The 22223-nt window shown below is 63.8% G+C and carries 22 protein-coding genes and 1 pseudogene; 14 read left to right on the plus strand and 9 right to left on the minus strand.

The window, feature by feature from the left end:
• Nucleotides 1–18 precede the first annotated feature (18 nt).
• Complete coding sequence (hspQ, locus tag ACFLEY_RS23425) at nt 19–351, minus strand: heat shock protein HspQ (RefSeq protein WP_011087359.1); 333 nt, start codon at nt 349–351, stop codon at nt 19–21.
• A 106-nt stretch (nt 352–457) separates the two neighbouring features.
• Between hspQ and ACFLEY_RS23430 the strand changes: the two genes are divergently transcribed.
• Entirely contained in the window at nt 458–1411 is a 954-nt protein-coding gene (locus tag ACFLEY_RS23430; RefSeq protein ID WP_060912201.1) for an AEC family transporter, read from the plus strand.
• A gap of 6 nt (nt 1412–1417) precedes the next feature.
• Here the strand turns inward: ACFLEY_RS23430 and ACFLEY_RS23435 are convergent, their stop codons facing one another.
• Nucleotides 1418–2602 carry a UbiH/UbiF family hydroxylase gene (locus tag ACFLEY_RS23435; protein WP_060912202.1) on the minus strand — a complete coding sequence of 395 codons (1185 nt, stop codon included), beginning with the start codon at nt 2600–2602 and terminating at the stop codon, nt 1418–1420.
• A gap of 87 nt (nt 2603–2689) precedes the next feature.
• On the opposite strand from ACFLEY_RS23435, the gene pcsA reads away from it, so the two are divergent.
• From pcsA to ACFLEY_RS23450, 3 genes are all read left to right on the plus strand, one after another.
• Nucleotides 2690–3457: a phosphatidylcholine synthase gene (pcsA, locus tag ACFLEY_RS23440; RefSeq protein WP_028173978.1), complete on the plus strand. Its 768-nt coding sequence runs from the start codon at nt 2690–2692 to the stop codon at nt 3455–3457.
• The gene (locus ACFLEY_RS23445) at nt 3454–4179 is read left to right on the plus strand and encodes a TerC family protein (RefSeq protein ID WP_028173979.1); all 726 of its coding nucleotides are present in this window, start codon (nt 3454–3456) and stop codon (nt 4177–4179) included. The genes pcsA and ACFLEY_RS23445 overlap by 4 nt, the downstream gene beginning before the upstream one ends.
• A gap of 92 nt (nt 4180–4271) precedes the next feature.
• On the plus strand, nt 4272–5246 hold the full coding sequence (locus tag ACFLEY_RS23450; protein ID WP_060912203.1) for a quinone oxidoreductase: 975 nt from the start codon (nt 4272–4274) through the stop codon (nt 5244–5246).
• Nucleotides 5247–5350: 104 nt separating this feature from the next.
• Here the strand turns inward: ACFLEY_RS23450 and ACFLEY_RS23455 are convergent, their stop codons facing one another.
• From ACFLEY_RS23455 to ACFLEY_RS23470, 4 genes are all read right to left on the minus strand, one after another.
• Nucleotides 5351–6547, minus strand: coding sequence for an acetylornithine transaminase (locus ACFLEY_RS23455; protein ID WP_060912204.1), 1197 nt, complete (start codon nt 6545–6547; stop codon nt 5351–5353).
• Between the two features lie 267 nt (nt 6548–6814).
• The gene (locus ACFLEY_RS23460) at nt 6815–7012 is read right to left on the minus strand and encodes a hypothetical protein (protein ID WP_373565428.1); all 198 of its coding nucleotides are present in this window, start codon (nt 7010–7012) and stop codon (nt 6815–6817) included.
• Nucleotides 7009–7473: a hypothetical protein gene (locus tag ACFLEY_RS23465; protein WP_373565427.1), complete on the minus strand. Its 465-nt coding sequence runs from the start codon at nt 7471–7473 to the stop codon at nt 7009–7011. The genes ACFLEY_RS23460 and ACFLEY_RS23465 overlap by 4 nt, the downstream gene beginning before the upstream one ends.
• Before the next feature lie 122 nt (nt 7474–7595).
• Nucleotides 7596–8744, minus strand: a complete 1149-nt coding sequence (locus tag ACFLEY_RS23470; protein WP_249163362.1) for a tetratricopeptide repeat protein — start codon at nt 8742–8744, stop codon at nt 7596–7598.
• 124 nt (nt 8745–8868) lie between these two features.
• On the opposite strand from ACFLEY_RS23470, the gene ACFLEY_RS23475 reads away from it, so the two are divergent.
• The 5 genes and pseudogenes from ACFLEY_RS23475 to ACFLEY_RS23495 all read left to right on the plus strand — a co-directional run bounded on the left by ACFLEY_RS23475 (nt 8869) and on the right by ACFLEY_RS23495 (nt 11870).
• Complete coding sequence (locus ACFLEY_RS23475) at nt 8869–9816, plus strand: hypothetical protein (RefSeq protein WP_060912206.1); 948 nt, start codon at nt 8869–8871, stop codon at nt 9814–9816.
• Between the two features lie 157 nt (nt 9817–9973).
• Complete coding sequence (locus tag ACFLEY_RS23480) at nt 9974–10405, plus strand: MerR family transcriptional regulator (RefSeq protein WP_028173985.1); 432 nt, start codon at nt 9974–9976, stop codon at nt 10403–10405.
• Entirely contained in the window at nt 10338–10757 is a 420-nt protein-coding gene (locus tag ACFLEY_RS23485) for a carboxymuconolactone decarboxylase family protein (RefSeq protein ID WP_038967418.1), read from the plus strand. Before ACFLEY_RS23480 ends, ACFLEY_RS23485 begins: the two co-directional genes overlap by 68 nt.
• A pseudogene (locus ACFLEY_RS23490) lies at nt 10754–10885 on the plus strand (hypothetical protein); the annotation flags it as partial. The gene ACFLEY_RS23485 and the pseudogene ACFLEY_RS23490, both read left to right, overlap by 4 nt.
• A gap of 37 nt (nt 10886–10922) precedes the next feature.
• On the plus strand, nt 10923–11870 hold the full coding sequence (locus ACFLEY_RS23495; RefSeq protein ID WP_249163363.1) for a hypothetical protein: 948 nt from the start codon (nt 10923–10925) through the stop codon (nt 11868–11870).
• 19 nt (nt 11871–11889) lie between these two features.
• Here the strand turns inward: ACFLEY_RS23495 and rimO are convergent, their stop codons facing one another.
• From rimO to ACFLEY_RS23510, 3 genes are all read right to left on the minus strand, one after another.
• Entirely contained in the window at nt 11890–13209 is a 1320-nt protein-coding gene (gene rimO, locus ACFLEY_RS23500) for a 30S ribosomal protein S12 methylthiotransferase RimO (RefSeq protein WP_011087346.1), read from the minus strand.
• Between the two features lie 175 nt (nt 13210–13384).
• Entirely contained in the window at nt 13385–14449 is a 1065-nt protein-coding gene (locus tag ACFLEY_RS23505) for an IS630-like element ISRj1 family transposase (RefSeq protein WP_026192128.1), read from the minus strand.
• On the minus strand, nt 14446–15537 hold the full coding sequence (locus ACFLEY_RS23510; RefSeq protein WP_396604948.1) for an IS630-like element ISRj1 family transposase: 1092 nt from the start codon (nt 15535–15537) through the stop codon (nt 14446–14448). Before ACFLEY_RS23510 ends, ACFLEY_RS23505 begins: the two co-directional genes overlap by 4 nt.
• 71 nt (nt 15538–15608) lie before the next feature.
• Between ACFLEY_RS23510 and ACFLEY_RS23515 the strand changes: the two genes are divergently transcribed.
• The 5 genes from ACFLEY_RS23515 to ACFLEY_RS23535 all read left to right on the plus strand — a co-directional run bounded on the left by ACFLEY_RS23515 (nt 15609) and on the right by ACFLEY_RS23535 (nt 21894).
• Nucleotides 15609–16172, plus strand: coding sequence for a hypothetical protein (locus tag ACFLEY_RS23515; RefSeq protein ID WP_060912207.1), 564 nt, complete (start codon nt 15609–15611; stop codon nt 16170–16172).
• A gap of 236 nt (nt 16173–16408) precedes the next feature.
• Nucleotides 16409–16999, plus strand: a complete 591-nt coding sequence (locus tag ACFLEY_RS23520) for an ANTAR domain-containing response regulator (RefSeq protein ID WP_011087344.1) — start codon at nt 16409–16411, stop codon at nt 16997–16999.
• Nucleotides 16996–18162 (plus strand): CmpA/NrtA family ABC transporter substrate-binding protein, encoded by a 1167-nt coding sequence (locus tag ACFLEY_RS23525; protein WP_060912208.1) that lies wholly within the window; start codon nt 16996–16998, stop codon nt 18160–18162. Before ACFLEY_RS23520 ends, ACFLEY_RS23525 begins: the two co-directional genes overlap by 4 nt.
• 334 nt (nt 18163–18496) lie before the next feature.
• Nucleotides 18497–20278, plus strand: a complete 1782-nt coding sequence (locus ACFLEY_RS23530; protein WP_060912209.1) for a NirA family protein — start codon at nt 18497–18499, stop codon at nt 20276–20278.
• On the plus strand, nt 20275–21894 hold the full coding sequence (locus tag ACFLEY_RS23535; protein WP_060912210.1) for a sulfite reductase subunit alpha: 1620 nt from the start codon (nt 20275–20277) through the stop codon (nt 21892–21894). Before ACFLEY_RS23530 ends, ACFLEY_RS23535 begins: the two co-directional genes overlap by 4 nt.
• The last annotated feature ends 329 nt before the right edge of the window (nt 21895–22223 follow it).

Below are 22223 nucleotides of genomic sequence, written 5' to 3' on the forward strand. Positions count from 1 at the left end.
GCTTGCCGGCGGCTTAACTCAGTTCAGCGACGGATTGCGCGGGCGGTAGCCGCCGCCCTTGTCCTTGATGAAGATCTCGGCGACCTGCGAATGGCGGATCGGCTCGCCGGATTCGTCGGGCAACAGGTTCTGCTCGGACACGTAGGCGACGTATTCGGATTCCGCGTTCTCCGCGAGCAGATGGTAGAACGGCTGGTCCTTGTGGGGCCGCACCTCCTCAGGGATCGACAACCACCACTCCTCGGTGTTGTTGAATTCCGGATCGATGTCGAAGATCACGCCCCGGAACGAGAAGATCCGGTGGCGAACGACCTGTCCGATCTGAAATTTCGCGGTCCGCGCTTTTATCATTCCCCGTCGATAGACCAGGATTGTGGCCGATGCTAGTGGCCTAACTTCGAATTAACGTCCGCTTAAGGGGCAGATAGCTCCCAAGTCTTCAGAAGAAACTTGAGAAATGGTCAATATCCTCAATCTGGCGCTACCGTATTTCGGCTTGATCTTCGTCGGATTTGCCTGCGGCAAGATCAAATCCCTGCCGGAATCGGGCCTCGCCTGGATGAACTTCTTCCTGCTCTACGTGTCGCTGCCGGCGCTGCTGTTCGCGATCATGTCGAAGACGCCGTTTGCGGAGCTGAACAACCCGCCGTTCCTGGTCGCAACCACGCTGGCGACGGTTACGGCGTTCACGCTGGCGCTCGTCGTCGGCAAGGTTCTCGGCCGCCTGACCCTGCGCGAGGCGACGCTCGCGGGGCTCTCCGGCGGCTACGGCAACATCGGCTATATGGGGCCGGGGCTGGCGCTCGCCGTGCTCGGGGCGAAGGCTTCGGCGCCGACCGCGCTGATCTTTTGCTGCGACAGCATCTTCCTGTTCACGATCGTGCCGCTCCTGATCGAGCTGTCCGACCGCGATCATCCCTCGATCGTCCATGCCTTCGGCGTGGTGCTGAAGCAGATCGTGCTCAACCCGCTGATCATGTCGGCCTGTTTTGGCGCGGCGGTGGCAGCGCTGCATATCGAGCTGCCGGTCGCGCTCGACCGCACCATCACATTCCTCCAGAACGCTGCAGCCCCGACCGCGCTGTTCGTGCTCGGCGTGACCGTGGCGCTCCGCCCGTTCGATCGGGTGCCGTGGGAGGTGCCGGGCGTGGTCGCGGTGAAGCTGCTGATCCATCCGCTCGCAGCGTTCGGCCTGATGCTGGCGTTCGGCCCGTTCGCGCAGCCTTGGGCCGCGACCGCCGTGCTGATGGCCTCGCTGCCGCCGGCGCTCAACGTGTTCGTGATCGCCCGGCAGAATGACGCCTGGATCGAATCCGCCTCCGTCGCCGTGCTGCTCGGGACGTTTGCGTCCGTGGTCACGCTGACCAGCGTGATGTGGGCGATCCAGACCGGCCGGCTGGCGTTTCCGTGAGCGAGCTTACCGCCGCCAGGTCGGCGTCAGCCCCTCCCGCATGGCAAAGCGCCGGAGCGGGCCGATGGCGCCGAGCAGGTGCATGCCGACGGCGCGGACCGGCTGCAGCGGCAGGAAATCGTTGAGCAGGGAGCGGTTGGCGATGTCGATCGCAAAGGTCCGGCTCAGGATGTCGGGCCGCCGGGCGCGGTCGTAGCGCTTGAGCACGTCGGGCGCGCCGGGATCCTCGGCCGAGGCGATGGCATCGCCCGCAAGCCTGGCAATGTCGGCGGCGTCGCGCAGGCCAAGGTTGAGCCCCTGGGCGCCGATCGGGGGGACCACATGGGCGGCTTCGCCGACCAGCGCGATGCGGTCGCGGCCGAAGGATTTCGGACGTTCGATCGCCAGCGGAAACAAGTTGCGGCCGGGCTCGACCGTCATGCGTCCCAAAATGGAATGCGACTGCTTCTCGATCGCGGCGGACAGCTCGTCGTCGCTTAAGCCGCGGAGCCGTTCCGCTTCCGCGGGAGCCGCGACCCAGACGATGCTGGAGCGGTTGCCGGGCAGGGGCACGAACACGCAGGGCCCGTGGGGCGTGTGGAACTCGGTCGAGACATTGCGATGCGGCCGCGCATGGCCGACGTTGAAGGTGAGCGCGGTCTGCGTCAGGTCGCGCCGCGTCACCGCGATGCCGGCAGCCTCCCGGCACAGCGAATGCCGGCCGTCGGCGCCGACCACGAGGCGGGCTGCGAGGAATTGCGCGGAGGCCGTGCGGATCGCGACATCGTCGGCTTCAATGACGACGCTTTCGGCCTCGTCGTCGAAACGGACGATCCCGGGCAGCTCGGCCGCGCGCTCTTCCAGCGCCAGCATCAGCGAGCGGTTGTCGATGTTGTAGCCGAAGGCGTCGAGCCCGATCTCGTGACAGGAGAAGCGGACCTCCGGCGCCCGGAACAGCCGGCCGGTGTCGTCGACGAGGCGCATGATTTCGAGCGCGGCCGCCTTGTCCTTGCAGCGCGGCCAGACGTCGAGGCTCTCCAGCAGCTCGACGGAGGCGCCTAGCAGCGCCGTGGTGCGGTTGTCGGCATAGGGCAGGCGGCGCGCCACCAGCGCGGTCCGTGCACCCGCCTGCGCCAGCGCGATGGCCGCGCTAAGTCCCGCCGGTCCGCCGCCGATCACGGCTGCGTCAAAGATTGTCGATGCGTCTGTCATGGAACGACATTTGACACGCCCGGCGGCAAATTCAAGCCCACCTATTTTTCCGTGATTTTGTGGCGAATTGTGCGACCGGGCGCCGCAATGGCTTATGTGCAAACCGGCCTCGTTCTGATAGCAGAAGCCATGGATACCCAGCAGGATTCCCTGAAGCCGAGACCGGCGATGCGCGCCGCGGCCTTCTCGGTGCACGTCTTCACCGCCTTCGGCGCGGCCATTGCGCTGCTGGCGATGCTGGAGGCCGTGCGCGAGCACTGGGCGGCGATGTTTCAATGGCTGGGCGTCGCTCTGATCATCGACGCGATCGACGGTCCGATCGCGCGCCGGCTTGACGTCAAGAACGTGCAGCCGAACTGGTCGGGCGACGTGCTCGATCTCGTGGTCGACTTCGTCACCTATGTGTTCGTGCCGGCCTACGCGATCGTAGCGAGCGGCCTGCTGCTGCCGGTCGCGGCTCCCTTGCTCGGCGTCGCCATCATCGTCACCAGCGCATTATATTTCGCCGATCTGCGCATGAAGGCCGATGACAATCATTTCCGCGGCTTCCCGGCGCTGTGGAACGCGGCTGCGTTCTACCTGTTCCTGCTGCACTGGCCGCCGCTGTGGTCGACGCTGCTGGTCGCGGCCCTCGTGGTGCTGACCTTCGTGCCGTTCCATGTGCTGCATCCGGTCCGCGTCGTGCGGCTGCGCTGGCTGACGATGTCGCTGATCGGGATCTGGGCGGTGCTCTCCCTTTACACGCTGGACATGGATTTTCGCGTCGGTCCCGGCGTGACGCTCGCGCTGTGCGCCATCGCGCTCTGGATCAGCTTCAGCGACGCATTGATCCGCTTCGCAAGATCCTTCGCATGATGCATCTCCTCGCCAGCCCCGAAGCCTGGGCCGCGCTGCTCACCTTGACGTCGCTCGAGATCGTGCTCGGCATCGACAACGTGATCTTCCTGTCGGTGATCGTCTCGCGCATCCCGGAGAAGCAGGCGCACCGCGCCCGCCAGATCGGGCTCGCGCTGGCGCTGGTGTTCCGCATCATCCTGCTCAGCGTTCTGGTCTGGCTGATCGGCCTGACCGCGCCGGTGTTCTCGTTTGCGGGTTACGATTTCTCCTGGCGCGACCTCATCCTGATCGGCGGCGGCCTGTTCCTGATCGCGAAGGCGACGCACGAGATTCACGCCGAGGTCGAAGCCGATGAGGGGGAGGGCGACAGGGCCTCCGGCCGCAACGCCTTCTTCTGGGTGATCGTCCAGATCATCGTCATCGACATCGTGTTCTCGCTGGACTCGATCATCACCGCGATCGGCATGGCGCAGGACATCGAGATCATGATCGCGGCCGTCGTGATCGCCTGCCTGATCATGTACCTTTCGTCGGGGCCGGTGTCGCGATTCGTCGCGGAGCATCCGACCACGAAGATGCTGGCGCTGGCCTTCCTGGTGCTGATCGGCGTCGCGCTGGTTGCGGATGGATTCCAATTCCACATCCCGCGCGGCTACATCTATTTCGCAATTGCGTTCTCGGCGGCGGTGGAGTTCTTCAACGTGCTGGCCAAGCGCAACCGCAGGAAAGCCGGCAAATAGTCGCGTTTGGTCCGTTCCATTCCAAGTCGAGTTGACAAGGTGGTCGTGATGTCTTTGGCTTGCCGCCACGACGACCGAGAGGAGGTCAGTCAATGACCAAAGCCGTCCGTGTGCACAAGGTCGGAGGCCCCGAAGCCTTGGTCTACGAGAGCGTCGACGTGCCGGCGCCCGGCCCCGGCGAGGTGCGCATCCGCCAGCATGCGGTGGGGCTGAACTTCATCGACGTCTATTATCGCACCGGCCTCTACAAGGTGCCGGAGCTGCCTTTCATCGCCGGCAACGAGGCCTCGGGCGAGGTCATCGCGGTCGGGCCGGGTGTCACGAATTTCCATCCCGGCGACCGCGTCGCCTACTACCACAATCTCGGCGCCTATACTGGCGAGCGCAATATCCCCTGGGAGAAGCTGGTCAAGCTGCCCGACCACATCACCCACGAGCAGGGCGCCGTGCTGATGCTCAAGGGGCTCACGGTCTGGTATCTTCTGCACAAGACCTTCAAGGTCGAGCCGCACCATCGCGTGCTGATCCACGCCGCCGCCGGCGGCATTGGCCTGCTCGCCTGCCAATGGGCGAGGGCGCTCGGCGCCCACGTCATCGGCACGGTCGGCTCGCGCGAGAAGGCCGAGCTTGCGGAAGCCAATGGCTGCGACCACGTCATCCTCTACAACGAGGAGGACTTCGTCGCGCGCGTCAAACAAATCAGCCGCAACGAGGGCTGCGATGTCGTCTATGACGGCGTCGGCAAGGCGACCTTCCCGGGCTCGCTGTCCTGCCTGAAGCCGCGCGGCATGTTCGTCTCGTTCGGCAATGCCTCGGGTCCGGTGCCGCCGTTCTCGATCGCCGAGCTCAACAACCACGGCTCGCTGTTCGCGACCCGGCCGAAGCTCAACGATTACGTCGGCACGCGCAAGGAATTGCTGGAAGGCGCCGACACGCTGTTTTCCGCCGTCATCAACGGCAAGCTGCACGTGCCGATCAACCACGCCTACGCGCTGAAGGATGCCGCCAAGGCGCATATCGATCTCGAAAGCCGCAAGACCACCGGCGCGTCGATCTTGAAGCCGTAGCTAACCGTCGTTCCGGGGCGATGCAAAGCATCGAACCCGGAACCTCGAGATTCCGGGTTCGGCTCTTCGAGCCGCCCCGGAATGACGAGCTTGTGTATGCGCCGCTACGCCACGCGCCTCGCCGCGCCGGCCTTGGTCAGGATCACGTCGAGGCAATCGATCATCTCGGCGATCTCCGCTCGCGTCACGTTCAGCGCCGGCATGAAGCGCAGCGTGTCGACCTGCGGTGCATTCAGCAGCACGCCGGCTTCGAACGCCTGCGCGACGATGCCGGGCGCGATCGGCAGCTTGAGGTCGAGCGCGAGCAGCAGGCCGCGGCCGCGCACGCCGCCGAGGCCATGCCGGGCCGAGACCTTCTGCAACTCGCTTTCGAGCAACAGGCCGGTCTCGGTGACCGACTTCAGGAAGTCCGGCTTGCCGACCTCGTCCAGCACCGCAAGGCCCGCCGCGCACATGATCGGGTTGCCGTTGAAGGTGCCGCCCTGGTCGCCGTGCTCGAAGCAGGCCGCCCGTTCGGTCGCAAGCAGCGCGGCGAGCGGCACGCCGCCGCCGATGCCCTTGCCGAGCGTCATGATGTCGGGCGCGATGCCAGCGTGCTCGTAGTGAAAGAGCTTTCCGGTCCGGCCCATGCCGGTCTGGATCTCGTCAAGAATGAGCAGCAGACCGTGCGCCTTTGTCAGCGCGCGCAGCTCCTGCAGGAACTGATCGGTCGCAGGCCATACGCCGGACTCGCCCTGGATCGGCTCGAGCATGACCGCGACGGTGTTGTCGTTGATCAGCTTCTCGACCGAGGCGATGTCGTTGAGCTTCGCCTTCTTGAAGCCGGCGACCTTCGGCTCGAACAAGGGCTCGAACGCCTTCTTGCCTGAGGCCGACATCGTCGCCAGTGTCCGGCCGTGGAAGCCGCCTTCGAAGCTGATGATCTCGAATGCGCCGCCCTTGTGCAGGCTGCCGTATTTGCGCGCGAGCTTGATCGCGCCCTCATTGGCCTCCGCGCCGGAGTTGGCGAAGAACACCTGGTCGAAGGCACTGTTTGCGACCAGCGCCTGCGCGAGCTTGAGGCTCGGCTCGTTGTAGAAGGCCGGGCTTGGCGTCAGCAGCCGCTTGGCCTGCGCGGCAAGCGCGTCGGCGATCGCCGATGGCGAGTGACCGAGGCAGTTCACGGCCCAGCCCTGCACGAAATCGAGATAGCGCTTGCGGCTGTCGTCCCAGAGGTAGGAGCCGGCGCCGCGGACGAACACGGCCTTGGGCCGTGCGGTGATGTCCATCAGCGCATCATACGGATGGGTGGCGGTGGTCATGTCGAACTCCTCTGGAGGGGCGGGTGGAAAATGGAGGCAAAAAGCAAGAAGGCCGCACTTTGCGGGTGCGGCCTTCTCGAAAACTGGCTGAATTCAGTGCTTCAGCGGCGTCGTCGGACATGGCGCAACCCATCATCGTCGCGGGTGCGACGACGGAAAGCTGCGCGGCGGTTGGTCCGAGAATTGATCATGGGCCGCGTCCCTACAGCCGAAGGGCAGGACTTGTCAAGCGGGCGTTTCGCGAGATGCCCGCCGAGCGTGCATCGGTCAGGTCGGATGCGCAGCTTCTTCGGCGTCCTCCGCCCCCCAATCCGCAGCCGCAATCGCGCTGTCGATGAGCTCTCCGCGCATCAGCTTGAGCGGGGATGTCCAGTACAGTGCGATGTTGTGGAAGGGATCGGTCAGCACCTTGAACACCCATACCAGTCCGGTTGTGACATCGTGCGCGACGAAGAGCTGGATCATGCGCGCAAGGCAGGAAGCGCGCGAACAGGATCGATGCCGATCGCGAGCCAGAGCGCGCCGACATGGCGGATGAAGTCGAGACGCGTGGCGGGTGGATCGAACAGTCCGAACAGGGTGGGGAACGCATACAGCGCGAGCGGCGCGCTGCCCCAGACCAGCAGCAGGATGATCTTGCGGGTCTGGTTGTAACCGACCTTGACCGCTTCCTTGTACGCGTTGCTGACGTCGTTGACGGCGTCATAGCCGCTCGGCTCGAAGAAGAAATGCCCGGTCTGCCGCGTCAGCATCGCAAGCCAGCCGATGATGCCGGCGAGCGCGGGGTCGCTGAACAGCAGCGCGTAGCAGGCGAGGAAGATCACGGCGCTGAGGAGGTGCAGCGTCTGGTTGACGGTGCTCTGGTGGTAGAAGCGGTAATCGTCGAAGCGCTGCGTGCGCAGCATGTCCGAGAGGCGGCTCATCATCAATCCTCGCTCGCGTTGAAAGCGCGGCAGAGTTAGGACGAGTCCGTGACCTCCGCGTGAATGCACTATAGTGTCACATTCCGGCGTGCGGTCGTACGCGGCACGATGGTTGCGCAGAGAAATTACTGCACGCCGTAACGGGCGAACACGTCGGCGATGCCGGCATTGATCGCCCTGGCCGCGGCGATGTCGCGCTCGGCGCCGTCAGCATCGCCCTTTTTCCGCTTCGCAAGGCCGCGGCCGTAGAGCGCGCTGTCGAGTTCCGGCTTTGCGCTCAGCGCCGCGTCGTAGTCCGCAATCGCCGCGTCGAGATTGCCGAGCTTGAGGTAGGTGAGGGCGCGGCTGTCCAGCGTGTAGGGATCGCCCGGGCGCATCCGGAGCGACTGCTCGCAATCGGCCAGCGCCTCCTGCAATTGTCCCAGGATCGCGCGCGTCATGCAGCGGGCGTTGAACACGCCGGCATAGCTCGCATTGGCCTTGATCGCGCGGTCGTAATTCTCCAGCGCCCGCGCGTAGTCGTGGTCGTCGAAATACATGTTCGCGCGCGCATAGGCGTCGCGGTCGTTGTTCGGCATGAGTTGAAGCGACTTGCCGAAATCGGCCAGCGCCCGGGCCCGCTCCCCCTTGTCGCGGAAGATGCGTGCACGGTTGCCGTAGGCCGGGCCATAGTTGGGATCGAGCCTGATCGCCATGTCGAGATCGGCGAGCGCGCGATCGGCCTCGCCGTGCTCGCGATAGGCCGTGCCGCGGTTGAAATAGGCGAGCGCGAATGTCCGATCGAGCTTGATGGCCTGATCGTAGTCGGCGAGCGCATGGGCGTAGTCGTTCTTGCCGATGTAGGAATTGCCGCGGTTGTTGTAGTAGAGCGCGTCATTTGGCTTGAGCCGGATCGCGCGCGTATAGTCGGCGATGGCGTGGTCGCGATCGCCGAGATCGTCATAGGCAATGCCGCGATTGTACCAGGCGATGGCGTCGTTCGGCTCGAGATCGATGGCGCGGTTGAGATCGGCGAGCGCACGCTCGGCGTCGCCCTTGCGCCGGAAGATCTCGCCGCGGTTGGCAAGCGCCAGCGCATTGGAGGGATTGGCTTGCAGCACCGCCGAGCAGCCGGCGAGGCGCCGGTCGTCGCCGACCTTGTCGGTGCCGAAACACCATTGCCGCGCCTGGGCGGGTGATGGCGATTGCGCAGCGGCGGGAAGTGCAAGCAGGATCAATGCTGTGCCAATCGCGCACAGCCCGGCCCGGATACCAACCTCGTGATTGTATTTCATCGATAGCCGCGCAGAAACCATTGAGCCTCTGGCGCGTTTGTGATCGAAGGATGCGAATTGGTTCGAACCGGACGCTGGTCCGTTGAGACCAACACTGGCGTGACCAACCAGACAGTATTCAGCCTTGTCCGATACGCCTTACCCGATCGACCTCGACAGCATTCGCGGCGCATTTCCGCCGGGCATCGAAGCGCCATCCCTGCTTGTCGAATTCGCCGATTGGCTGAACGGGCGCCCGTGGGGCAGCGTCGGCCGCTTCTCCCTGCAAGGCCAGTTCTCCGATCATGCGCCGATCGTCGACGGCAGTCCCCTGCGTGACAGGTTTTCGTTGTTCATGCGACTTCCGGACGGCTCGGCCGTCGGCGGGTGGTACGGTGCCGGTCTCGACCGGGACAATCCGCCGATCGTCGGTCTGGGGTCGGAGGGCGACTACGAGCTGCTGGCGCCGAGCCTTGACGGCCTGCTTGCAAAACTGACGTCGCAGCAATTCGGTAATGCCTGGAGCGACCTGCTGCCGCATGACGAGGTCGAGTGTCAGACGGTCGAGCTTGCGCGGTGGCTCGCCGGGCGGCCGGCTGGCGAGCCGATGACGCCGGACGACGCATCGTCGGAGCTTCCCGACTTTCGCGGCTTCGTGGAAAAATGGAGCCGGGATCGCGAGGACTATTGGGCCAATCACCGCCTGATGGCCGAGTTGGGCTGGCGGTTGGCTGCGCATCTGCCGAAGGGGAAGAAGCCCTGGGACAAGACGAACTTCGAGGTCGCGATATCGGGCGCGCAGTATCAGGCGCGCGTCCTCACGCGTGGACCGCAGCCGTTCAAGGAAGCTTCTTCGATCGAATCCCTGCTGCGCGACCTGCGCGAAGAGATGCGCCGCGCACAGCCCGAGCTCGGGTTGTGGTACGCGATGAGTTTCGGGCTCTACGCCGACGGCCGCGTCATGCCGAACTTCGAATACGATCTGCGCCCGACCATCGACGGCGAGCCTGCGCTGCTATCCGAGGCGAAGGCCGATCTCGTCCGCGCTCCGCGCCCGGAGCGCTGGGTGCCGAAATGGCTGGCGGCATCCTGAAGCTCGGAATCCCGCGATGCTGCCGCCCAGCCGGCGCGCCGAAATCTTCTGCTGTCGTGCCATCTTGACCTCGCGGGAACGGCACCTTTGATCCCCCTTGACTTAGAGTGCGCTCGAAGGGGTATCTGTACGTGCGTCAGTACGAGAACGGGCACACATGAAGATCGGCGACCTCGCAAAACGAACCGGCTTGTCGACTCACACGTTGCGTTATTATGAGCGCATCGGGCTGCTGCCATACGCAGACCGGGATCGTTCCGGCCAGCGTGACTTTGACGCATCGATCCTCACATGGATCGAATTCCTCGGTCGGCTCAAGACCACGGGAATGCCGATCCGGGACATGTTGCGTTATGCGGCGCTTCGTGATGAAGGCGAAGCCACTGGGCCAGCCCGGCGGCAGATGCTGGAAATCCACCGGGAACAGGTTCGCACGGAGATTGCCGAACTCCAGGAATGCCTGCTCGTCCTTGATACCAAGATCGCCGGCTATGCCGGCGGCGAACAGAGGACGAAGGAAAATGACGCACGCCCAAACACAAGCCGAAAGCCGCTTCGATCGCGGCCAGCGGGCCCTGTCACGCATTGACGGCAGAGCCGGCGAAAAGGTCGTCGCCTCACTCGCCGACATCGCTCCGGATTTCGCACGATACGTGATCGAGTTTCCCTTCGGCGACATTTACAGCCGCCCGGATCTCGGCCTGCGCGATCGAGAGATCGCGACGATCGCCGCGCTGACGGCGCTCGGAAATGCCGCGCCTCAGCTCAAAGTGCATATCGAGGCGGGTCTGAACGTCGGGCTGTCTCGCGACGAGATCGTGGAGATCATCATGCAGATGGCCGTCTATGCGGGCTTCCCGGCGGCGGTGAACGGGCTGTTCGCAGCCAAGGAGGTGTTTTCCGCGCATGATGGACGGCAGGGGTCGGGAGAAGCGACATGACGAACTTCGAACACGATGTGCGCCCGACGATCGGGGGCGAGCCGGCAAAATTAGCCGAGGCACAGGCCGACCTCGCCCGCGCGCCGCGTCCGGAGCGCTGGGTGCCGAAATGGCTGGCCGAAGCCTGATCGCGACTTCGCGCTTGCGCCCGGCGCGCGCTTGGTGATGCTGCCTCAGGCAGCATCGGGGGCTCGTTTGATTAGATCGATACAGTTCGAAAAGATTGGCACGGCGCCGACGCGTCTCGGATTTTCGCTCGTTGCGAGCGGGGTTGCGGGCGATCAGTCGCTACTTTTCCTGTTCGAGTCCTCGGGAGACAGCGCATCGACTGCAGCCGCGTTGCGCGCTTCTGGCGTATTGCCGCATCCGAAGATGGAAAGGTTGAAGCGTTACGGTCTGCACAAGTCGGCTGCCGGATCGGAGCTATGGATCGATCTGCCTCCGCTTGAGCTCGGCCATTCTCATGTCGACCTCTTTCCCGACGGGCGGGTCTTGCTGGCGAGCCGCAGACACAACTGGCGGGCCGAGACCGACCACGACCTGAACGGAGTCATCTTTGATCCCCGGACCGGACGAGCAGACCGCGTCGGCCTCGGCGATGCCATCAGCGATCTCCAGATCGATGACCTCGGACGGATCTGGATTGGGTATTTCGACGAGGGTGTTTTTGGCAGTTCGGTCGGGCAGGCCGGCTTGGTTTGCTTCTCGACTTTGGGAGAGAAGGTCTGGGAATTTCCAGCAGATGCAGACCACACGATTGACGACTGCTACGCGCTCAATGTGGCGGGCCCAGAGGCCGCCATTTTCTTCTACTCGGATTTCCCGCTCTATCGGATTGGCGCAGACTTCGAATTGACCTGGAAGCAAACGAAGCTTCGAGGCTGCCACGCGTTCGCAATGTCCGAGACGGAGATTCTGTTCTCGGGCCAATACGACGATCCACCCAATGTGGCCTACATCGGACGATCGGATCGAGAGGGCATGATTCTTGTGAGGCGGGCATACCTGTTCATGCCCGACGGCTCAGCGCGACCGCGCGGCCGTTTGCAGGGCCGCGGCAGGCATCTCTATCACTTCGGCGAGGACGGGATTTACCGGGCGACGCTGGGTTGAGCCCGTTGACGGAGTGCTCTCAGAACCCCGCGACGCTGCCGTGCAGGTCGTATTGGTCGGCGCGCTCGATCTTTGCCGTGACGATCTCGCCGACGCGCAAGGGGCGGCGGCTCGACAGGTAGACCGCGCCGTCGATCTCGGGCGCATCGGCCTTCGACCGGCCCCGGGCAACGGTCGGGCCGACCTCGTCGATGATGATCTGCTGGCGCGTGCCGACCTTGCGCTTCAGCCTGCGCGCCGAGATCTTCTGCTGGCGCGCCATCAGCGCGTTGTAGCGCTCCTGCTTGACCTCTTCCGGCACGGGATTGGCGATCGCATTCGACGTCGCACCGGCAACCGGCTCGTATTTGAAGCAGCCGAGGCGGTCGATCTCGGCTTCGTCGAGCCAGTCGAGCAGATAGGCAAAGTCCGCGTCGGTCTCGCCGGGGAAGCCGACGATGAAGGTCGAGCGCAGGGCAAGATCAGGGCATTCCTCGCGCCAGCGCTTGATCCGTGCCAGCGTCTTGTCCTGCGCCGCCGGGCGCTTCATCGCCTTCAGCACCTCGGGGCTCGCATGCTGGAACGGGATGTCGAGATAGGGCAGCACCGTGCCTTGCGTCATCAGCGCGATGACCTCGTCGACATGCGGGTAGGGGTAGACATATTGCAGCCGGACCCAGGCCCCGAGCTCGCCGAGCTCGCGCGCGAGGTCGAGGAATTTGGCGCGGACCTGGCGGTCCTTCCACGGGCTCTCGGCGTATTTCAGGTCGACGCCATAGGCCGAGGTGTCCTGCGAGATCACCAGCAGCTCCTTGACGCCGGCGCCGACCAGCCGCTCGGCCTCGCGCAGCACGTCATTGGCCGGGCGCGAGACCAGATCGCCGCGCAGCTTCGGGATGATGCAGAAGGTGCAGCGGTTGTTGCAGCCCTCGGAGATCTTCAAATAGGCGTAGTGCCGCGGCGTCAGCTTGATGCCCTGCGGCGGCACCAGGTCGAGATGCGGATTGTGGGCGGGCGGCAGCGCGCGGTGGACCGCGTCCAGCACGCTCTCATATTGCTGCGGGCCGGTGATGGAGAGCACGCCCGGATAGGCCTGCTCGATCTGCTCGGGTTCCGCGCCCATGCAGCCTGTCACGATCACCTTGCCGTTCTCGGCCATGGCCTCGCCGATCGCCGAGAGCGATTCCTGCTTGGCGCTGTCGAGGAAGCCGCAGGTGTTGACGATGACGATGTCGGCCCCGTCATGCTTGCGGGCGAGCTCGTAGCCCTCGGCGCGCAGGCGCGTGATGATGCGCTCGGAATCCACCAATGCCTTGGGGCATCCGAGTGACGTGAATGAAATGCGGGGCGCTCTGTCCATGGTATCGCCTGGAGCCTAGATCTGAATTGTCCGGATTTAGCGATCCAACTAATTGAACCGATGGCGAAATTCAATAACTAACCTATGGGCCGGTTCCGATCGTGCGAGTGGAGGAGCCGAGATGGATTGCTCCAACGTGCACGTTTTCGTTGTTATTCTGTTCTAGTACCCGGAATCAGAGCTGAGTGATACGGCGGCCTTTGAAACGGCGTTGACGGACCTTTTTCTTGGTCCAGACGAAGGGCTCGGCTCTGTCGTTGTATGCGTTGACGTAGGCATCGATGTGTTCCTGAAGCTGCTTGAGGCTCGTGAAGGAGGTGCCGCTGAGCGACTGCCCCTGCAAGATGGAAAACCATACTTCGACCTGATTGAGCCATGACGCACTTGTCGGCGTGAAATGAAATTGCACGTTGGGGTGGGCCTTGAGCCAGTCCTCGTTCTTTTTATGGGTGTTGAGGTTGTCGAGGATGACGTGAAGCTTGCGGTTCGGAAAAGCCGCGGTGACGCTGTTCATGAAATCGAGAAACTCGACGCGGCGCCGGCGTTTTGAATGGGTCGCGATGATCTTTCCGGTGGCGACTTCGAGCGCCGCAAACAATGTTGTGGTGCCATGCCGCTTGTAATCGTGGCTTTGGCCGGTCAAGGCGCGGCCATTGGGCAACTTCAGATAACCCTGCGCTCGCTCCAAAGCCTGGATCGAGGGCTTCTCGTCCACGCACAGCACAATGGCCTTCGCCGGCGGCGCGACATAGAGGCCGACAACATCGGCGGCTTTGGCCGTAAAGTTCGGGTCGTTGCTCTCGCACCAGGACTTGCGAGCCACCAGGTCAATCTTGTGGCTGCGCAGGAACCGCCAGACATATTGGACATCGACATCGCCCAGCGCCTCGGCCAGCAGGGGGCCGGTCCAGCGCGCAAACCCTTGCGGTGGCGGCTTATCCAGCAGCTTCAGAATCCGCTTGTCGGTCGTCTTCGTATAGATCGGCTGCTTGCCAGGCCGCGGCTTGTCTTGCAGCCCTTCAAGGCCATGGTCGGCATAGCGATGCCGCCAAAGGCTGACAATCCGCGGCTGGACCCCAACTTCCTTGGCGATCGACCGGGTGCTGCGCCCATCCGCCGCCAACAGAACTATCCGCGCCCGCTTCAAATCGCGCTGCAACGTCACCGGTGAGCGACAGCACGCCTCAAGCACCTTGCGATCTTTCCTCGAAAGGTGGACTTCTCTTGCTTCGGGTATCATCCCGACCTTGAATCACGACTCACGCAGAGCTGAGTGATACGGCGGCCTTTGAAACGGCGTTGACGGACCTTTTTCTTGGTCCAGACGAAGGGCTCGGCTCTGTCGTTGTATGCGTTGACGTAGGCATCGATGTGTTCCTGAAGCTGCTTGAGGCTCGTGAAGGAGGTGCCGCTGAGCGACTGCCCCTGCAAGATGGAAAACCATACTTCGACCTGATTGAGCCATGACGCACTTGTCGGCGTGAAATGAAATTGCACGTTGGGGTGGGCCTTGAGCCAGTCCTCGTTCTTTTTATGGGTGTTGAGGTTGTCGAGGATGACGTGAAGCTTGCGGTTCGGAAAAGCCGCGGTGACGCTGTTCATGAAATCGAGAAACTCGACGCGGCGCCGGCGTTTTGAATGGGTCGCGATGATCTTTCCGGTGGCGACTTCGAGCGCCGCAAACAATGTTGTGGTGCCATGCCGCTTGTAATCGTGGCTTTGGCCGGTCAAGGCGCGGCCATTGGGCAACTTCAGATAACCCTGCGCTCGCTCCAAAGCCTGGATCGAGGGCTTCTCGTCCACGCACAGCACAATGGCCTTCGCCGGCGGCGCGACATAGAGGCCGACAACATCGGCGGCTTTGGCCGTAAAGTTCGGGTCGTTGCTCTCGCACCAGGACTTGCGAGCCACCAGGTCAATCTTGTGGCTGCGCAGGAACCGCCAGACATATTGGACATCGACATCGCCCAGCGCCTCGGCCAGCAGGGGGCCGGTCCAGCGCGCAAACCCTTGCGGTGGCGGCTTATCCAGCAGCTTCAGAATCCGCTTGTCGGTCGTCTTCGTATAGATCGGCTGCTTGCCAGGCCGCGGCTTGTCTTGCAGCCCTTCAAGGCCATGGTCGGCATAGCGATGCCGCCAAAGGCTGACAATCCGCGGCTGGACCCCAACTTCCTTGGCGATCGACCGGGTGCTGCGCCCATCCGCCGCCAACAGAACTATCCGCGCCCGCTTCAAATCGCGCTGCAACGTCACCGGTGAGCGACAGCACGCCTCAAGCACCTTGCGATCTTTCCTCGAAAGGTGGACTTCTCTTGCTTCGGGTATCATCCCGACCTTGAATCACGACTCACGTTCCAAGAAAAGTGGGTACTAGCGTATTTCCACGGAGCTAGACTGCGATGCGCCGCTTCATCTTCAGCATGGTTTTCGCTGTTATTTCCTGGAGCGCGATGTTTCCGGCGCGGGCTGAAGTCGACAAGATCTTACGTGTTTGCGACGGGCAAAAAGGCCTGTGCCCGGAATTCAGGCCGCGCGTGAAGGCGCCCGACGGGTGGGCGAGGGACGAGGCCGCAAGCCTCAAGTACGGCGCCTCCATGTTCGTGCCCAGGGGGAAGGGATTCGGTAACGCCGAAGCAATCATCTATGCCGAAGGCCGCTACAACAAGGATCGAACCGAACTGGTTCAATGGGTCGCAACGAGCGATCAGGATTGGGCGGCGACGTCCGGCAAGAATGCCAAGATCACCTCGCTTCCCTCGGCCAGCCCCGGTGTCATCATCAACCGGTACGACAATCCGTCCCTGAAGGACCAACCGGTCGAAGTGATCGCGCATTACGTTGATGTCGACAAGGACGGCAACTCCTATGTCGTGCGGCTGGCGGTCTCCGGCAAGAACGAGAGGGCGGTGTTGGCCGCCGTGCCACTTCTCGGCAGGATGATAGCTGGTGCGAGGATTCCGTGAGAGCGTAAGCCCAGATGGCAGCTGCCGTCGGGCGGGAGTGGGCGGCTTTGAAAGTTTACATTCGTTGTCTCAGGAGCATCCGAGCGACACGAAGCTGACCTTGGGCGCAGCCGTCTCTTGCATATCTCTTGATCTGCCTGATTGATCGGCAGGAGCTAGTCCTAAATGCGGTCAATTACAACCCTTTGCAGGGCGTTCCGGCGTGCTATGGATGAATCACCTGACGTGAGTGAGCCATGAGCGCCGAGCAGTCGCCCAAAATCGTGATCGTCGACGAAAGCCCGATCCGGGCCGCGATCCTCGAGGAGGGGTTGCGGGAGGCCGGATTCACGCAGGTCGCCCATATCCGCGAGATGCAGAGCCTGCTGGCCCGTATTTATGCGGTGGATCCCGACATCATCCTGATCGATCTCGAAAACCCCAGCCGCGACGTGCTGGAGGCGATGTTCCAGGTCAGCCGCGCCGTGCGCCGGCCGATCGCGATGTTCGTCGACCAGAGCGATTCAGCCTCGATCCAGGCCTCGGTCGAGGCGGGCGTATCCGCCTACATCGTCGACGGGCTGAAGAAGGAGCGCATCAAGCCGATCCTCGACCTCTGCGTGTCCCGCTTCAACGCCTTCGCCAAGCTTCAGGAGGAACTCGAGCGCACCAAGTCGCAGCTCGAGGACCGCAAGATCATCGAGCGCGCCAAGGGCATCTTGATGAAGGTGAAGGGCCTCACCGAGGACGAGGCCTATGTGCTGCTGCGCTCGACTGCGATGCGCGAGAAGAAGAAAATCGGCGAGATCGCCCAGTCGATCATCACCGCGTCGGAGATGCTGAAATGACCGGACCGCTTCGCATCGGGTTCATTCCGCTGGTCGATGCCGCCGCGCTGATCGTCGCCGTCGACAAGGGCTTTACCGCCGCCGAAGGCCTCGACGTCGAACTGGTGCGCGAGGTCTCCTGGTCCAACGTCCGCGACAAGCTCAATATCGGCCTGTTCGACGCCGCCCATCTGCTGGCGCCCGTGGCGATCGCGTCCTCACTCGGGCTCGGCCACGTCAAGGTGCCGATCGCCGCGCCCTTCAATCTCGGCATCAACGGCAACGCGATCACGGTGTCGCCGACGCTCCATGCCGCGCTGATGGAGGAGATCGACGGCGACCGCTTCGACCCGCTCGTTACGGCGAAAGCGCTGGCTCGGGTGGTCGCCAAGCGGCGCAAGCTAGGTGCCGATCCGCTGACCTTCGGCATGACCTTTCCGTTCTCGACCCACAATTACCAATTGCGGTTCTGGATGGCGGCGGCCGGCGTTGATCCCGACGAGGATGTGCGGCTGGTGGTGTTGCCGCCGCCCTACATGGTGGACAGCCTCGCGAACGGCCATGTCGATGCGTTCTGCGTCGGCGCGCCCTGGAATTCGATCGCGGTCGATCTCGGCATCGGCCACATCCTGCATTTCGTCTCGGACATCCTCGTCCACGCGGCGGAGAAGGTGCTGGCGGTCCGCCAGACCTGGACCGACAAGAATCCGGACGTGGTCGCTAGCCTCGTGCGCGCGGCCGTGAAGGCCGCCGAGTTCATCGAGCATCCGGAGAACCGCATCGAGGCCGCGCGCATCCTGGCGCAGCCGGAGCGGATCGGCGTCGATGCCGAGGTGATCCAGCGCACGCTCACGGGACGCCTGAAGATCTCGCCCGACGGCACCTTCCGCGAAAGCGGCCGTTACCTCCTGGTCGGACGCGAAGGGGCGGGGCGCCCGGATCCGGTCCAGGCCGCCTGGCTCTACGCCCAGATGGTGCGCTGGGGACAGACGGCGCTGGCGCCGGATGGCGTCAAGACGGCGATGGCGGTGTTCAGGCCGGATCTTTATGATGCCGCCCTGGGCAGCCGAGCGGCGCCCAGTGAGGCTCCCGCGGCGTTCGGGGCGTTCGCCGGCCCCGTCTTCGATCCCGACAATATCAGGGGACATCTCGAGGCCTTCGAAGTCGGTCGCTGGAAGGCCTGATTCGAGCCTGCATCGTTTTTAGGCACCTCGGCTCCTCGTCTAAATTTTGGGCTGACTGCTCGAATTTCGTGAGAGTTCCCCGCCCGGGAGTTCCCGGGGGCACTCCTAATGATCTGAAATTGCAGCAATTCTCATTTCGATGAAGCTGGCACGCAACTTGTATGTTGCACTGCGGCCAGCTTGTCACATACGCCTGCTGAGCCGAGTCCCGCAGCAACGAAGCTGATCGGACCGTTGGGTGCAGAGCAGGCTCTTGAGCCAGCCGAGTGCCTCGCGGGTCGCGCAATTTTCCGTCGATACCACCCCGGTGGCCGCAGGAGCTTCGTTACTGACCATGAAACTCGAAACAGTCTCAGTCGACTTTACCGACGAGCAGAAGCGCTATCTCGAAGGCTTCACGACCGGTCTGCAGATCAGCCGGGTCGGTCGCGGTCTTGGTGGCGGCTCCGGCAAGGCGAATGCCGAGCCGACCGGTCCGGATGCCGTGCACATCAAGGCGCAGGACAAGGTCATCGCCTCGGGCAAGAAGCTCGCCGACCAGGAGAAGTTCAAGCGCGACGAGCATCCTTTCGACGCCTATCCGCGGCTGCGCCAGCAGGCGCTCGACAATGCGCCGCCGAGCCCGGCAGACAATTTCCGCTGGCGCTACTACGGCATCATCTATGTCGCGCCGACGCAGGACTCCTACATGTGCCGCCTGCGCATCCCGAATGGCATCATGAAGCACTGGCAGTTGTCGGGCCTTGCCGATCTCGCCGACGATCTCTGCGGGCCGTACAGCCATGTCACGACGCGCGCCAACCTCCAGCTTCGCGAGATCCCGCCGAAGCACGCCGTGAAGCTGATCGAGGGCATCCAGGATCTCGGCCTGTGCTCGCGCGGCTCCGGCGCCGACAACATCCGCAACGTGACCGGGACGCCGACCGCCGGCATCGATCCGCAGGAAATCATCGACACGCGGCCGTTTGCGCGCGAGTGGCACTACCACATCCTCAACGACCGCTCGCTCTACGGCCTGCCGCGCAAGTTCAACGTCGCCTTCGACGGCGCCGGCAGGATCGCGGTGCTGGAAGAGACCAACGACATCGCCTTCACGGCGTTCGAGGTGAAGGACGGGTTCGGCGTCGAGCCCGGGGTCTGGTTCCGGCTCGGCCTCGGCGGCATCACCGGCCACAAGGATTTTGCAAAGTATTCCGGCATCATCGTCAAGCCGGAGCAGGCGACCGCTGTCGCCGATGCCATCGTGCGCGTGTTCATCGACCATGGCGACCGCACCAATCGCAACAAGGCGCGGCTGAAGTATGTGCTCGACGCCATGGGCCATGACGGCTTCCTGAAGCTCGTCGAGGAACGGCTGAAGACGCCATTCACGCGCGTGCCGGAAGAGGCGTTTGCGCCGCGGCCTGCGGCTGACCGCATGGCTCATATCGGCGTGCACAAGCAGAAGCAGGACGGCCTCAACTGGATCGGCGTTTCGCTGACGCTCGGCAAGCTCACCTGTGATCAGATGCGGGGCCTTGCCAAGGTCGCGCGGGACCTCGGTGACGGGGAGATCCGCCTGACGGTCTGGCAGAACCTGCTGATCCCGGGCGTGCGCGACGAGAACGTCGAGCTTGCGATTGCCGCGATCAAGCAGATCGGGCTCGCGGTCGAGGCCTCGCATATCCGCGCCGGCCTGATCGCCTGCACCGGCAATGCCGGCTGCCGCTTCGCCGCCTCCAACACCAAACGCCACGCCGCCGAGATCGGCGACTGGTGCGAGCCGCGCGTCGAGATGGACAAGCCGGTCAACATCCACGTCACCGGCTGTCACCATTCCTGCGCGCAGCACTACATCAGCGACATCGGCCTGATCGGAGCGCGGGTGCCGGTGAACGAGGACGACACGGTCGAGGGCTATCACCTCTTCACCGGCGGCGGGTTCGGCCCCGACGCCGACGTCGGGCAGGAGGTCTATCACGACCTCAAGGCCGAGGACGCGCCGAAGACGGTCGAAGCGCTGCTCAAGGCCTATATCGCCCATCGCGCCTCGCCCGACGAAACCTTCCTCTCCTTTGCGCGCCGCCATGACGGCGAGACGCTGCGCAAGCTTGCCGATGCACAGGTGTCCGCATGAACCAGATCACCCCTCCGCCGAAACTCGATATCATTCCCGCCAGCGCCCCGTTCTCCGATGCGCAGCGCTCCTGGCTGAACGGATTCTTTGCCGGGTTGCTGTCGCCTGATGTGGCTACGCCCCTGTCGGCGGAGCAGGGCGCAGCCATCATGCAAGCCGGCGACGGCGACGATGGCGAAGCGCCGTGGCACGACCAGACCATGCCGATCGCCGACCGGATGAAGCTTGCAGAGGGGCGTCCCGTCCGCCGCAAGATGATGGCGGCGATGGCGCAGCAGGATTGCGGCCAGTGCGGCTACAATTGCCACGACTATTCGGAGGCGATCGCCACCCGCAGCGAAGCGCGGCTCAACCTGTGTGTTCCCGGCGGCAAGGAAACCGCGCGGATGCTGAAGTCGCTGTACGAGGAGCTGGACAAGGCGCCGGCGGCCAAGGCGGGCGACAAGGGGGCTGACAAGGCGGATGCGGTGGCAGCGCCGGCTGTGACCGTGACGATCGCAGAGCCGGGCCGCTCGCGCGACAATCCGACCGAGGCGACGTTCCTGTCGCGGCGCCTCCTCAACAAGGGGAAGTCGGAGAAGGAGACCTATCACGTCGAGTTCGATCTCTCCGCGAGCAAGCTCGACTACATCGTCGGCGACAGCTTTGGTGTGTTCGCGCGCAACGATGTCGGCCTCGTCGACCAGATCATCGCACTGCTCGGCGCTTCCCACACCACCAAGGTGAACGGCAAGACGCTGCGCGAGGTGCTGATCGACGACGTCTCGCTGTCGCCGGCGCCGGACTCGCTGTTCGAACTGATCTCCTTCATCACCGGGGGTGCGCAGCGCGAGAAGGCGCGGGCGCTGGCGCAGGGCGAGGATCCCGATGGCGACGCCGCCACGCTGGACGTGATGGCGGCGCTCCAAAAGTTTTCCGGCATACGGCCGCATCCCGAAGCCTTCGTCGAGGCGCTGGAGCCGCTCCAGCCGCGGCTCTATTCGATCTCGTCCTCGCACAATGCGACGCCGGGAAAACTTTCGCTGACGGTCGATTCCGTGCGCTATGTGATCGGCAAGCGCAAACGCATCGGCGTCGCCTCGACCTTCCTCGGCGAGCGCATCGCTGAGGGCGAGAAGCTCAAGGTCTATGTGCAGAAGGCGCATGGTTTCGGCCTGCCGCAGGACCCGAAGACGCCGGTTATCATGATCGGCCCCGGCACCGGCATCGCGCCGTTCCGCGCCTTCCTGCTCGACCGCAAGGCGACCGGCGCGCCGGGCAAGAACTGGCTGTTCTTCGGCCACCAGCGCAGCGATTGCGACTTCTTCTACCAGGAAGAGCTCAACGCGATGAAGACCTCGGGCCTGCTCACGCGCATGTCGCTGGCCTGGTCGCGCGACGGCGAGAAGAAGTTCTACGTGCAGGACCGCATGCGCGAGGTCGGCCGCGAATTGTGGACCTGGCTCGCCGAGGGCGCGCATCTCTACATCTGCGGCGATGCCAAGCGCATGGCCAAGGACGTCGAGCGTGCGCTGGTCGATATCGTCGCCCAGTTCGGGGCGCGCTCGACCGACGAAGCCGTCAGTTTTGTCGCCGAGCTCAAGAAGACCGGCCGCTTCCAGGCTGACGTCTACTAAGGCGCGACAAGATCAGCGTGAATCGTCCCGGCGGAGCAAGCGCCGGGCGTCACGCCGAGCTCGCGTTTCTACTGTGCATGGGGTTGTTTTCGCCATTTTTGTTTGGACCGGGTCCAGGGCCTAAAGTCCGGCTGTCATCCCACCGTCACCCGGGCCGGTTCCAACTGGCTCGGATCTTAACGAATAAGATTCTCGGAACCCGCGTGTGAAGAGAATTTGCACCTGCGACGGGGCGCCTTCAGAGAACCACCATCGCTATTTTCGCCGCCATCTTGCCTCCCGCCAGGGTTGATCCTTCATACTCGCGCAAATGGGGCGTTGGAGATCGA

The sequence above is a fragment of the Bradyrhizobium sp. YCK136 genome (assembly GCF_044570075.1).
In the GTDB taxonomy this organism is placed as follows: domain Bacteria; phylum Pseudomonadota; class Alphaproteobacteria; order Rhizobiales; family Xanthobacteraceae; genus Bradyrhizobium; species Bradyrhizobium diazoefficiens.

What these genes read in the sequence shown, in the direction of transcription:
- hspQ (WP_011087359.1), bottom strand. Translation starts at nt 351, where the DNA reads ATGATAAAAGCGCGGACCGCGAAATTTCAGATCGGACAGGTCGTTCGC.
- ACFLEY_RS23430 (WP_060912201.1), top strand. Translation starts at nt 458, where the DNA reads ATGGTCAATATCCTCAATCTGGCGCTACCGTATTTCGGCTTGATCTTC.
- ACFLEY_RS23435 (WP_060912202.1), bottom strand. Translation starts at nt 2,602, where the DNA reads ATGACAGACGCATCGACAATCTTTGACGCAGCCGTGATCGGCGGCGGA.
- pcsA (WP_028173978.1), top strand. Translation starts at nt 2,690, where the DNA reads ATGGCTTATGTGCAAACCGGCCTCGTTCTGATAGCAGAAGCCATGGAT.
- ACFLEY_RS23445 (WP_028173979.1), top strand. Translation starts at nt 3,454, where the DNA reads ATGATGCATCTCCTCGCCAGCCCCGAAGCCTGGGCCGCGCTGCTCACC.
- ACFLEY_RS23450 (WP_060912203.1), top strand. Translation starts at nt 4,272, where the DNA reads ATGACCAAAGCCGTCCGTGTGCACAAGGTCGGAGGCCCCGAAGCCTTG.
- ACFLEY_RS23455 (WP_060912204.1), bottom strand. Translation starts at nt 6,547, where the DNA reads ATGACCACCGCCACCCATCCGTATGATGCGCTGATGGACATCACCGCA.
- ACFLEY_RS23460 (WP_373565428.1), bottom strand. Translation starts at nt 7,012, where the DNA reads ATGATCCAGCTCTTCGTCGCGCACGATGTCACAACCGGACTGGTATGG.
- ACFLEY_RS23465 (WP_373565427.1), bottom strand. Translation starts at nt 7,473, where the DNA reads ATGATGAGCCGCCTCTCGGACATGCTGCGCACGCAGCGCTTCGACGAT.
- ACFLEY_RS23470 (WP_249163362.1), bottom strand. Translation starts at nt 8,744, where the DNA reads ATGAAATACAATCACGAGGTTGGTATCCGGGCCGGGCTGTGCGCGATT.
- ACFLEY_RS23480 (WP_028173985.1), top strand. Translation starts at nt 9,974, where the DNA reads ATGAAGATCGGCGACCTCGCAAAACGAACCGGCTTGTCGACTCACACG.
- ACFLEY_RS23485 (WP_038967418.1), top strand. Translation starts at nt 10,338, where the DNA reads ATGACGCACGCCCAAACACAAGCCGAAAGCCGCTTCGATCGCGGCCAG.
- ACFLEY_RS23495 (WP_249163363.1), top strand. Translation starts at nt 10,923, where the DNA reads ATGCTGCCTCAGGCAGCATCGGGGGCTCGTTTGATTAGATCGATACAG.
- rimO (WP_011087346.1), bottom strand. Translation starts at nt 13,209, where the DNA reads ATGGACAGAGCGCCCCGCATTTCATTCACGTCACTCGGATGCCCCAAG.
- ACFLEY_RS23505 (WP_026192128.1), bottom strand. Translation starts at nt 14,449, where the DNA reads ATGATACCCGAAGCAAGAGAAGTCCACCTTTCGAGGAAAGATCGCAAG.
- ACFLEY_RS23510 (WP_396604948.1), bottom strand. Translation starts at nt 15,537, where the DNA reads ATGATACCCGAAGCAAGAGAAGTCCACCTTTCGAGGAAAGATCGCAAG.
- ACFLEY_RS23515 (WP_060912207.1), top strand. Translation starts at nt 15,609, where the DNA reads ATGCGCCGCTTCATCTTCAGCATGGTTTTCGCTGTTATTTCCTGGAGC.
- ACFLEY_RS23520 (WP_011087344.1), top strand. Translation starts at nt 16,409, where the DNA reads ATGAGCGCCGAGCAGTCGCCCAAAATCGTGATCGTCGACGAAAGCCCG.
- ACFLEY_RS23525 (WP_060912208.1), top strand. Translation starts at nt 16,996, where the DNA reads ATGACCGGACCGCTTCGCATCGGGTTCATTCCGCTGGTCGATGCCGCC.
- ACFLEY_RS23530 (WP_060912209.1), top strand. Translation starts at nt 18,497, where the DNA reads ATGAAACTCGAAACAGTCTCAGTCGACTTTACCGACGAGCAGAAGCGC.
- ACFLEY_RS23535 (WP_060912210.1), top strand. Translation starts at nt 20,275, where the DNA reads ATGAACCAGATCACCCCTCCGCCGAAACTCGATATCATTCCCGCCAGC.